8 protein-coding genes and 2 tRNA genes are annotated in these 11,769 nt (G+C 62.6%); 1 reads left to right on the forward strand and 9 read right to left on the reverse strand.

All coding sequences use genetic code 11. The annotated features are described in order from the left end of the window. On the reverse strand, positions 1–3,118 hold a 3,118-nt coding region (locus B5E65_RS14385), incomplete at its 3' end, for a leucine-rich repeat protein (RefSeq protein WP_158098606.1). A 299-nt stretch (positions 3,119–3,417) separates the two neighbouring features. Here B5E65_RS14385 and B5E65_RS14390 point away from each other — a divergent pair. Next, the gene (locus B5E65_RS14390; RefSeq protein WP_087172460.1) at positions 3,418–4,707 is read left to right on the forward strand and encodes a WG repeat-containing protein; all 1,290 of its coding nucleotides are present in this window, start codon (positions 3,418–3,420) and stop codon (positions 4,705–4,707) included. Positions 4,708–4,760: 53 nt separating this feature from the next. Here the strand turns inward: B5E65_RS14390 and B5E65_RS14395 are convergent. From B5E65_RS14395 to B5E65_RS14430, 8 genes are all read right to left on the reverse strand, one after another. Further along, positions 4,761–4,835, reverse strand: a tRNA-Glu gene (locus B5E65_RS14395). A gap of 88 nt (positions 4,836–4,923) precedes the next feature. Next, positions 4,924–5,000 (reverse strand) — tRNA-Met (locus B5E65_RS14400). 258 nt (positions 5,001–5,258) lie between these two features. Further along, positions 5,259–6,548 (reverse strand): serine--tRNA ligase, encoded by a 1,290-nt coding sequence (serS, locus tag B5E65_RS14405; protein ID WP_087172461.1) that lies wholly within the window; start codon positions 6,546–6,548, stop codon positions 5,259–5,261. A 26-nt stretch (positions 6,549–6,574) separates the two neighbouring features. Continuing rightward, complete coding sequence (locus B5E65_RS14410) at positions 6,575–7,456, reverse strand: ParB/RepB/Spo0J family partition protein (protein ID WP_087172462.1); 882 nt, start codon at positions 7,454–7,456, stop codon at positions 6,575–6,577. 13 nt (positions 7,457–7,469) lie between these two features. After that, positions 7,470–8,234 carry a ParA family protein gene (locus B5E65_RS14415; protein ID WP_087172463.1) on the reverse strand — a complete coding sequence of 255 codons (765 nt, stop codon included), beginning with the start codon at positions 8,232–8,234 and terminating at the stop codon, positions 7,470–7,472. A gap of 607 nt (positions 8,235–8,841) precedes the next feature. After that, positions 8,842–9,666, reverse strand: a complete 825-nt coding sequence (locus B5E65_RS14420) for a ParB/RepB/Spo0J family partition protein (protein ID WP_087172464.1) — start codon at positions 9,664–9,666, stop codon at positions 8,842–8,844. 163 nt (positions 9,667–9,829) lie between these two features. Further along, positions 9,830–10,537: a 16S rRNA (guanine(527)-N(7))-methyltransferase RsmG gene (gene rsmG, locus B5E65_RS14425; protein ID WP_087172465.1), complete on the reverse strand. Its 708-nt coding sequence runs from the start codon at positions 10,535–10,537 to the stop codon at positions 9,830–9,832. 15 nt (positions 10,538–10,552) lie between these two features. Next, complete coding sequence (locus tag B5E65_RS14430) at positions 10,553–11,755, reverse strand: hypothetical protein (RefSeq protein ID WP_087172466.1); 1,203 nt, start codon at positions 11,753–11,755, stop codon at positions 10,553–10,555. Positions 11,756–11,769 lie beyond the last annotated feature (14 nt).

Consider the following 11,769-nt stretch of genomic DNA (forward strand, 5'->3'; position numbering starts at 1 on the left):
GGTGCGGGCCGCGCCTTCCAGCCGGTAGCCCTCGGCGGAGATCAGCACCGCCGCCGCCCGAGGGCTTCGCGGCCAGGCCGGCCACCGCGTCGGCAATGGCCTTTGCCATGGCGTCCACTTCGCTCTGGTACTTGGCTTCCAGGCCGCGCACCACCGCGTTCACCGCGGCGTTCAGCTTCTTCACGCTGTCGTCGGTGTAGCTACCCAGATTGTCGGGTATGCTCTTCAGCGCCTTGTCCACAGCGGTGTAATCGGCGGCTTTGGCAAACTGCCAGGTAAATTTGCGGTGGTTGTTGGTCATGTCATGCACCACCACCGTGTTCTCCCCCTCCTGCCACAGGGTCTGGTCGGTGAAGAGGGTGTCGGTGGGCGCGCCGGAGATGGCAACAAACTTGCCGTTTATCTCCACACCGGAAATGCCCTGGGCATCGGTCAGGCGCAGTTCCAGCCGGGTATAGGCCTCCCGGCCCTTGACCGACTGATCCCCTACCGCCGCTTCGGGGGCGTAGCTTACGGTAAATTCCAGATTCTCCTTATCCCACCAGAGGATCGAGCCCTCAGGGCCGCCCGCCATGGTGAACACCGCAAATTTCTTCCGGGTGTAGGACGAGGGTACCCGCACCAGCACGTGGCCGTCCGCGGGGGTGCCCTGCACCTGCAGGGTGATCTGGATGTCGGCGTTGTAGTCGCCGGTCATGGTCAGTACGGCGTCGGCGGGGATGCGCAGCTGGAACGGCGTATCCCGGTACAGGGACAGGTTTTCCAGGGTGGTGTCACCGGTCAGGATCAGCCCGCCGCCGGTCTTGTTGTTTTCCAGTCGGATAACGCCTAGCGCGGTGGCGTCCCCCGCCGCGGTGATCCAGCTGTTGCCCAGTTCCAGGGCAGCCAGGTTCTCCACCTTGCCGGACAGGTCCAGCGGCGCCTCTTCGGTGCCGTAGCCGATCAGGATCAGGTCGGTCAGGCGGGTGTCCAAGGTGCTGGTGGTGCCCACGATCTTTTCAAAGGGCAGGCCGCCCTCCAGCCGGATGTCCAGCCAGCGGGACTGGGACTCGTCCACAATTCGGCCCAGCTGCCCGGAAACGGTATCCTCAAACCGGATCGTGCGCTTGGCGTCGGTGGCGGGCTGGTACTGCAGGGTACTGCCGCTCAGCGCCAGTTTCACATTGCGCACCGTCAGATCCTCGCGGAAGAAGACGGTTGCGCCCTCGGGGGCGGACAGGGTAAAGCCGCCGCCGTCCAGCACCATGTCCTTTTCGGGCAGGCCCATCTCCATCGTAAAGGCCGCGTCCTGCAGCAGAGTCACGGTGTAGGGGCCCTTGCCCTCGTCCATCTCAATGGCGGTAAAGGCTTCGGCCAGGCTGGCAAAGCTCTGGTTCAGTTCCTGCACCCGGACGGCCGGTTCGGTCAGCGGGATGGTCTGGCCGTTCTTGTCCAGCAGGGTGACCTCGGCGCCCGCGGGCAGCTCAATGGGCAGCGGAGCGCCCTCGCTCACATCGTAATCCGGCAGGGTAAAGGTGCCGGAAGCGCTGCCGGTAACGGTCAGGCGGCCGGTGCCGGTAAAGCGCAGCTGGCCCTCCCCGGTCAGGGTCTCCAGAGTGACCGGCGCGCCCATCCGCAGGCCCGCGCCGTTTTTCAGGGTCACGTTCTTCACATCGGCCAGCTGGCCGGTAAGCAGTTCGTAGCAGTCCGCCTCCATAAAGGCCTTGTCCAGTACCAGGCTGGCAAAGCCGCTCATGTTGGGCAGGCCGTAATAGTTGGCAGCGTTTCCGATGCCGATGTAGGTCAGGGTGGGGTTCTCCCCCGTGCCGGTCAGCTGTACCAGCTGGCCGATGGGCTTTCCGCCGGGCACGACCCCCTCAAAGGTCAGGCTGCTGCCGGTGATGGAGGCAAACCCGAAGCTGCCGCCGTCCTCTACCCGGAAGGGATACGCCCCGGCGTTGACGGTGCAGAGCGCGTCCTCGCTGTTGAAGTTCTTTACGTTGCGGATGGTCAGCGGGGCCTGCAGGGTCAGGGTATCGGGCAGATCCACGCTGCCGTTGTTGAAGTTGATCTCGGTGGGTTTGTTGGGGGCCACGTCCCCCTCCCAGGGCTGCATGGTCTCGCCGCCGTTCACCGATACCTTGAACGAGCCCGGATCCGCCGAGGCGTTGATGGCCTCGATGGCGGCTTTCAGGGTTGCATAGCCGCTCACCGCGCCGGTGCTGTCGGTGACCGCCGCGATGGCTTCTTCCTCACCGCCCAGCAGCTTGACGGTCACGTCCTTTTGCTCATACAGGGCGGCATAGCTGTCCACCAGGGCCTGGGTGGGCAGATACAGGGTCACCTTTTTGGTGCTGCCGAAGGAATCCTTGCGCAGTGCACTGGTGCTCAGAGAGCCGGTGATGGTGACATTCAGGCCCTCCGGCAGCCCGCTGAAGCAGTTCATGGGCGCGGTGCCCTGGATATTCTGGATCAGCAGGTTTTTGATGCCCGCGCTGCTGAAAGGCGACCGCACCAGCGTCACGGTGGGCAGCTGCAGGGTGGTCAGAGCGCTGCAGCCCACAAAGGCGCCGTTCTCGATCCGCAGGCTGCCCGTATCCGGCAGCATCACCTTCGCCAGGGCGCTGCAGTTCCGGAAACTGTTGCCCAGCAGCTTCTTCACACTGGTGCCGGACAGATCCACCCCTGTAAGGGCGGTGTTGCCCATGAACGCGCCATAGGCGATTTCGGTCAGGTCATACTTGCCCCCGGCGTACTCCATCCCGTCGGCCAGCACAATCTCGCCGGAAACGCTCTTGCCGTTGGTCAGGGTCAGGGTGCCGTTGTCGCCGTCGGCGGGCAGCGCCGTAACCTTATAGGAAATGCCGCCGATCTCAATGGTATCCCCCACCTGCGGTGCGGCCGGCTCGTTCACCGGGTCGGGTTCTTCATTCGGGGGCACCGGGTCGGCCTGAGGGGTGGGCTCGCTTTCGGCGGCGGGCACGCAATCGCCCTCATGGCCTGCCGGCAGGGTGCAGCCCTCGGTCAGGGTACAAATCTCCGGTTCCTCTGCCAGAACCGGGGCGGGCAGCACACCGGCCAGCAGGGTCAGGCAAACCAGCAGACAGAGCAGCCGGTAAATACCGCGTTGTCGTTTCATGGGTGGGTTCAACTCCTTTCCTTTTCCAAGCAGGATACGCAATCCTCTTTTTTATCATATACCTTTTTGCAATACAGATAAAGCATTTTGTTTAATTTCGTTGTAAAATTTTCCTATATTTCTTGTTGCAAACGCCAGTATCTATACAGAATATATAACAAACAAGATATAATTCAAAGTTGATCCCAAAAACTTAATCTTTTTGTCCGATAAACGCCCATCCCCGCTGGTGCCTTGCAACCGTGGCAGGAAAGGGATATTCTTAAAGAAAACGGCCGGGAAAAGAGGTGTATCGGCGGATGGATCGAAGAGTCTTTCGGCTATGGGGCGCGGCGGCGCTGCTCTATGTCCTGCTTGCCTGGTGGAACGCACGGCCCGTGCAGGCGCGGTTTTTGTTCCCGGCGGCGGATACGCTGTCTCTGGATCCGCTGTACATCTCGGAATCCGGCCAGGTCGTCCGGATCCCCGGTCTGGACGGGACCGGCTTTTCCGAAGAGATGGAACCCACCGAAAACGGCTATCTGTACCCCGCCGGAAAAGACGGTCTTTGGGGCTATGTTTCGGCGGACGGCCGCTGGCAGATCGAACCGCGCTATCAGAAAGCGGGGCCTTTCTGCGAAAACCGCGCGCAGGTAGCGCTCAGCGAAAACCGGATGGCCTGCATCGACCCGCAGGGCCAGGTTCTGTACACCTGGTCCAACGCGCTGTCCTTTTTGAGCGGGGACAAACGGGTGGGCCGGTATGGGGACGGCATCGCGTTGCGGTACCAGGCGACCGGCCAGCCGACCGTGTACCTTGATTTTCTGGACCTGCAGGGCCAGGTCATTGCCGCCGGTATTCCGGTGGATGCCGCCTGCCTGGAACCGGAACTGTTTTTCGGGGATGGGGACGGGGCTTTTTATCGGGAAACCCTCTGCTTTTCCGAGAGGCTTCTCCCGGCCAGCCTGAACGGGAAATACGGCTACCTGAACTCCGCGGGCCAGTGGGTCATCGAGCCGGTTTACGAGGCCGCCCGGCCGTTCTCCGAGGGGCTGGCCGCCGTCTGCCGGGAGGGAAAATACGGCTATATCGACCAAAGCGGAAACGAGGTGATCCCCTGCCGTTATGAGCGGGCCCAGCCTTTCCGGGAGGGACTGGCCGCGGTAAAGCCGGCCGGCGGCGCCGAATACGCCTGGCAGCTTGTGCATCCGGACGGCAGCGCCGCATTCGCGCTGGAACACCGGTGTTTTCCCGCCGAGATCGGGCCGGATACCCTGGTGTTCCACGAGGGCCTGTGCTGCGCCCGCCAGGCGGACGGCTGGATATACTACGACCGGGCCGGAACACCGGTCCTGACGGTGGACACCTGGATCGCCGGGCCGTTCCGGAACGGCCTGGCCTGTGTGCAGGACAACCAATACGCCTGCGCCTATATAGACGCCCGGGGAAACCGGGTCTATCAGTGGGACGGCAGTTTTGTCTGGGAGCTGAATGCCCTCATGAATCAGAACGCCCGGCTGCTGGGGCAGCTGTTCCGGGGGCTGCTGAGCCTGCCGCCGCCGCAAACGCCGGGGCCGGCCGCAGGCGGGCTTTATTCCCCTGTTTCCTGAATCTGGTTTTTGACAAAAGAAAAATCCCGGACGCAGATGCGTCCGGGATTTTTTGGTGACCCGTCCGGGAATCGAACCCGGGTTACCGCCGTGAAAGGGCGATGTCTTGACCGCTTGACCAACGGGCCAAAGCTACAGGGTTTTGCTAAAACAGCAAGCTCTTTTTCGCCCACTGTTGCGGGCTACCCCCCGGGTGTTTTAGCGAAACCCTGTAAATGGTAGCGGTAACTGGATTCGAACCGGTGACACTTCGGGTATGAACCGAATGCTCTAGCCAACTGAGCTATACCGCCACATATCATTGTGTGCGCCAAGAGCGCCTTATTATTATACGGGACAGGCCGCCGGTTTGTCAATAGGTTTTGCGAATATTTTTTGCGTAAATCCGGCTTTTTTTCGGGATTTTCGGGCAGTTTTGGCCCGCTGCGCCGCCGCATCCGGTTTTTGCGTCACCTTACGTTGAGTATTGCCCGTCTGCGGGGCCTTTATGCGCCGTTTTCAAAAAAATACAGGCCGGAACCCTCCGGCCTGTATTGGTAAATTTTGGAAATTTAGTGCTTGGGAACCAGCTTGTCCTTGCCGCCCATGTAGGGACGCAGCACCTCGGGGATCAGCACGGTGCCGTCGGCCTGCAGGTTGTTCTCCAGGAAGGCGATCAGCATACGCGGGGGCGCCACGCAGGTGTTGTTCAGGGTGTGGGGCAGGTAGTTGCGGCCATCCTCGCCCTTGACGCGGATCTTCAGGCGGCGGGCCTGGGCGTCGCCCAGGTTGGAGCAGCTGCACACCTCGAAGTACTTCTGCTGACGGGGGCTCCAGGCCTCGATGTCGCAGCTCTTGACCTTCAGGTCGGCCAGGTCGCCGGAGCAGCACTCCAGCTGGCGCACGGGGATATCCAGGCTGCGGAACAGCTCCACGCTGTTATGCCACAGCTTGTCGTACCACTCCATGGATTCCTCGGGCTTGCAGACCACGATCATCTCCTGCTTTTCGAACTGGTGGATGCGGTAGACGCCGCGCTCCTCCAGGCCGTGGGCGCCCTTCTCCTTGCGGAAGCAGGGGCTGTAGCTGGTCAGGGTCTGGGGCAGCTTGCTCTCGGGGATCAGCTGATCCACAAAGCGGCCGATCATGGTGTGCTCGCTGGTGCCGATCAGGTACAGGTCCTCGCCCTCGATCTTGTACATCATGGCGTCCATCTCGGGGAAACTCATAACGCCCTGCACCACGGCGCCGTGCATCATGAAGGGCGGGATCACATAGGTGAAGCCCTTGTCGATCATGAAGTCACGGGCGTAGCTGAGCACGGCGGAATGCAGACGGGCAATATCCCCCATCAGGTAGTAGAAGCCGTTGCCGGCCACGCGACGGGCGCTGTCCAGGTCGATGCCGTCGAAGCGCTCCATGATCTCGGTGTGGTAGGGAACCTCAAAATCCGGCGCCTTGGGCTCGCCGAACCGCTGCACCTCCACGTTGCAGCTGTCGTCCGGGCCGATGGGCACGCTTGGGTCGATCATGTTGGGGATGGTCAGCATGATGGAGCGGATCTGCTCTTCCAGCTCGGCCTCCCGGGCCTCCAGCTCTTTCAGGCGGCTGGCCTGGGCCGCCACCTGGGCCTTGACGGCCTCGGCTTCTTCCTTTTTGCCCTGGCCCATCAGCGCACCGATCTGCTTGGACAGGGTGTTGCGGTTGCCCCGCAGGGTGTTGGCCTCGGTCATGGCGGCGCGGTTCTCCGCATCCAGCGCGATCACCTGGTCCACCAGCGGCAGCTTGGCGTCCTGGAACTTCTTGTGGATGTTTTCCTTGACCAGTTCCGGATTTTCCCGGACAAATCGAATATCCAGCATGGTTTTGTATCCCCTTTTTTGTGTTCTCAGCCGTTCGGCTGTTCTTTATTGTACTGTCCCAGCAGGTTGGCAAAGGCCTTCAGCTGGTCATCGGAGTAGAAATGCAGGGTCAGTGACCCCTTGCCGTCCTTGTAATCCACCTTGACCTCGTTGCCCAGCACCTCCCGCAGGCTCACCTCCACCTCGGTGGGCAGGGCGGGCCGCAGAACGGCGGGCTTTTCCACCGGCGGACGGGCCAACCGACGGCAGAGCGCCTCGGTCTGGCGCACATTCAGCTGCTGGGCCACCACCTGGCTGGCCGCCTGGCACTGCAGGTCCTCGCCGGGCAGGCCCAGAATGGCCTTGGCATGGCCCGCGGTCAGGGCATCCTGCCGCAGCAGTTCCAGAACCGGGGCGGGCAGAGCCAGCAGACGCAGGCTGTTGGCGATGGCGCTGCGGCTTTTGGCCAGCTTTTTAGCCACTTCTTCCTGGGTCAGACCGCACCGGTCCATCAGCTGCCGGAAACCCATGGCCTCTTCCACCGGGTCCAGATCCTCCCGCTGCAGGTTCTCGATCAGGGCCAGTTCCATGGCCTGCTGGTCGGTAACCTCGCGGATGACCACCGGCACCTCGGTCAGACCGGCCATCCGGGCGGCGCGCCAGCGCCGTTCACCGGCAATGATCTTGTAGCCGCCCGCCGGATTGGAGCGCACCGCAATGGGCTGCAGCATTCCGTGCTGGGCGATGCTCTCGGCCAGCTGAGCCAGGGCGTTTTCTTCAAATACCTTGCGGGGCTGGTCCCGGTCGGGCTCAATTTCCCGCAAGGGCAGGGTCTGCACCTGGTCGGCGTCGCTGGTTACCAGGCCCGTGGTATCCTCAAACAGGCTGTCCAGCCCGCGGCCCAGGCCGCTTTTTCGTTTTGCGGGCATACCCTCTCCCCTTTCATCGGTCGTTGTTCTTCAAAAATTCCGCTGCCATCTCCCGGTAGGCGGCGGTACCGGTGCACCCGGGGTCATACACATTCACCGGCATGCCGTAGCTGGGCGCCTCGGAAAGCCGCACATTGCGGGGCACGGTGGACTTGTAGACCTTGTTGCCGAAGTACTTTTTCACCTGCTCCACCACCTGCAGGGTCAGGTTCAGCCGCCCGGCGTACATGGTAAAGACCACACCCTCCACATCCAGGTAGCTGTTGTACTTCTTCCGGACGTTTTTCAGGGTCGCCATCAGCTCGCTCAACCCCTCCAGGGCGTAAAACTCGCACTGAATGGGGATCAGCACCGTGTCGCAGGCGCACAGACCGTTCAGGGTGAGCAGATCCAGGCTGGGCGGGCAGTCGATAAACACATAGTCGTAGCTGCCGGCCACCGGGGCCAGACCCTCCCGCAGGCGGCTTTCCCGCCGGGGCAGGGCCACCAGCTCGATGCTGGCGCCGGCCAGCTGGGTGTTGGAGGGGATCAGATCCACCCCGTATTTGGTGTGGATGGTGCATTCGGCGGCGGTTTTTTCGCCGATCAGCAGGTCATAGACGCTGTTTTCCACCCCACGCTTGGCCACACCGTAGCCGCTGGAGGTGTTGCCCTGGGGGTCCATGTCCACCAGCAGCACCTTTTTGCCCGCTTCGGCCACGCAGGCGGCCAGGTTGACGGCGGTGGTGGTTTTGCCCACGCCGCCCTTCTGATTCGCGATCGCCACTACCTTGCCCAACGTTTTTCCCTCCGAGATGTTCGCAATCTTCCCGGAAAGTTCCGGGCAAGGACTATTATAGCACACTCTACCGGCAAAAGGAACCGTTTCACCGGGATTTTACCGGCAAATGTTCCACGTGGAACAAGTATGGGCCGGATTTTCGGGTATAAAACAAGCCCCACCCGAATGTTCCACGTGGAACATCCCGATGGAGCCCGCCTTTTGTTGTTCCACGTGGAACATTTATGAATACCGGCCGTTCAGTGTTCCACGTGGAACATTTGCCCGTCCACCAGCGCCAACGCCACCTGCACCACACCGGTAAAGGCCAGCGATAACCAAAACACACCAAACAGAGACCCCAGCATGCGCAACCCCTCCCCTGCTGCCATTCTATGCCGTTTCCCCGCTCCCATATTCCATAAAAAGTGCGGGACGGAAAATCCGTCCCGCTGTTTCCAGAGGGGTGCGGGGAGAGATGGTATCTCTCCCCGCATTTTCTGCGCTGCGCACAAAAAATACGAAAAAATATTGCAAGTGGGAGAGGGCCCTGATGGTCCTCTCCCACACCCTCACCCCTTTCGGTAAGGAAAGAGTGTGCTGCTATCGCAAGCTGCACCGAGCGCTATCTATCTTCGCCCTTCGCAGCGCCGCCCCGGCAGGCCGAGGCCACCGGAATCCGCACCCGGTACTCGATGCACTCCTCGTCCTCGGTGCGCTGGCAGAGGGCCGGCACCCCCGCGTCCACCATCAGCCGTACCGCCCGGTTGATAGTATTCACAAACAGCCGCACGTCCCGCACCATCACCCGGGGCCGCCGCTTCTCCACCGCCGACAGCAGCGCCTGCACATAGGCGTCCGCCTGCCGGGCGTTCATCCCCTGTTTCGCCATCTGTTCCAGCGCCGGGCTTCTGCGCTCCGGCTCCAGGCGCAGCACCGCCCGGGCGTGCCGCTCGGTCAGCCGCGCCGCCAGGCAGTACTGCTGTTGTTCCTCGGTCAGCTGCAAAAGCCGCAGCTTGTTGTTCAGGGTCGGCTGGGCCAGGCCCAGCCGCTTGGCCGCCTGTTCCTGGGTGCAGCCCCACCGGTCGATTACCTCCCGAATGCCCCGGGCCTGCTCAAAGGGGTTCAGATTCTGCCGCTGAATGTTCTCCAGCAGCCCCAGCGCCGCGGTCTGGTCGTCCTCATACTCACAGACAATCGCCGGAACCGTCTCCATCCCGGCCAGTTTGCAGGCCCGCAGCCGCCGCTCGCCCGCAATCAGTTCATACCGGTCTTTTCCCGTCCGCCGCACCGACACCGGCTGCAGCAGCCCATTCTGTAAAATGCTCAGGCTCAGCCGGGCAATCTCCTGCTCGTCAAACTCCCGCCGGGCCTGATAGGGCGACGGCTCGATCCAGTCCACCGGAAGCTGCAGCACCTTGCCGCAGACCTTTGCGCTTTTCCATCCCATGCTGTTTCCCCTCCGTTTCCGGGGGCCTGTCCCCCCTTTTTCCGGCCGCGGACACCAAAAAACCGGCCCCGCAGCCCGCTTTTGCCTTTCTCCTGGCTTCAGCGTACCACAGAACCGGTTTATTTTCCAGCATTTTCCATCCCCGCGTTTCGTGCCGGGATGCTTATTTCAGCGGGGATTTGGCGATCTTCCCGCCGTTTCGCGGATATGCGGACGGAGTCTGCGATATTTTCTCACAGATCACCAGCGCCCGCTCGTCCCCGGCAGGCAGCCGCAGGCGGCGCAGCTCCACCGTGCGGCCGCCCAGCTTGCGGATGGCCCCGGCGGCGGCGTCCAGTTCCTCCTGGGCCGAAGCCCCTTTCAGCGCAATGAACTTTCCGCCCGGCTTCACCAGCGGCAGGCAGAACTCGGCCAGCTGGGGCAGCGCGCTCACCGCCCGGGCGCAGGCCAGGTCAAACTGCTCCCGCCACTGCTTGCGGGCGGCTTCCTCGGCCCGCTCCTTGACCAGCGCCACGTCGGCAAAGCCCAGCCGCTCGCAGACCTGGCGCAGAAACTCCACCCGCTTGCCGGTGGGCTCCATCAGGGTCACCGCCAGTTCCGGCTTGTAGATGCGGGCCACCAGCCCCGGGAACCCCGCGCCGGTACCCACGTCCACCAGGCTGCCGGTCACCTCCGGCTGGCTGGCAAACAGCAGGCTGTCCAGAAAATGCTTGTCCTCGATCCCCTCCGGATCGGTGATGGCGGTCAGGTTCACATGCTGGTTGTAGTCCACCAGCATCTCGGCGTAGATGTCCAGCTGTTCCAGACAGGCAGGGGTAAGCAGAATATCCCGGGCGGCACATTTGGCCGCCAGACGTTCCCGGTCGATCATAGATAGAAACTCCTTTCAGGCGGTCAGCATATACGCCGCCCCGAACAGATTGAAAAGCATGGCCATTCCGCAAAGGGTCCACGCCCCGCAGCCGGACTGCCAGCGGGGCCGCCGCACCGCAAACCATACCACCGTCAGCGGCAGCAGATCCGCCGTGTACCGGGCCCCGAACTGCCAGCCGCCCAGCGTCCGGTGCAGGCAGAGCAGAACCAGCATCAGAACCGCCGCGCCCACACAGGCCAGATCAAACAAGCGTTCCCCCCTGCGGCCGCCGCGCCAACTGCGAACCAGGCACACCAGCCAGAGCAGCAGCCCCGGATTGGCCAGCAGCGGCATGAAACCATTGAAAAGCGGAAATTCCAGCGCCAGCCCCTCCCCCAGGACGGGCAGACGCAGCAGATTTTTCAGGTTGGACAACAGATACTCCAGATGGAACTGGCCGTTTTCCTCCCGCATGAACTCCGGCAGATAGGTATGCCCGAATTCCAGAATGCTGCCGAACCGGACAAAGTTGTACCCGGCCATCACCGCGCCGATCAGCCCGGCCGCCAGCACCGGCCCCAGCAGCGGCCGCAGGCTGCGCCGTTCCCGGCAGGGCCCCAGCAGCAGCCAGATTCCCAGCCCAAACAGGTACAAAATGGTCAGCGGGCGGCAGCCCACCGCCAGGGCCAGCAGCACCGCGCACAGGGTGTACCGCCGGGCAAAAAACGCCCATCCGGCCCAGACACAGAACATGGCGCAAAGCACCTGCGCCTGAAACCAGACCCCGCCGCTGGTGGCCAGCCAGCACAGGTTGCTGCCCAGACTGAACAGCAGCGCATGAAATACGCACCCGACCACCGGCGCGCCCGCCCGCCGCAGACACTGAAACACCCCCGCCGCCGCCGCCATGGCATACAGCGCAATGGTCAGGTTAGCGGGATGCCAGCCCAGCACCAGCAGCCAGGGCAGGGTGAGCACCGCCGGCACCGGCGGAAAGGATTGGTAATATTTTCCATTTAAGACAGCCAGCTCCAGCCAGGCGTACTTCTCCCCGTCGGCGATGTACAGCCGCCCTTCCAGCCAGTTTTGGGCCTGCAGGGCGTAGCTGTCGTAATGGTTCGGGGCCAGCAGGTTGCCGCCGGCCAGCGTATGATGCAAAAGGAAAAAGAAACCGAGACAGACCAGCAGCCCGGCCAGCGCCTGCCGGTACAGGCGGGGGGAAGACGATTCCAACATACAAAGTGCCCTCC

The sequence above is a fragment of the Gemmiger sp. An120 genome, assembly GCF_002160955.1.
GTDB classification, from domain to species: domain Bacteria; phylum Bacillota; class Clostridia; order Oscillospirales; family Ruminococcaceae; genus Gemmiger_A; species Gemmiger_A avium.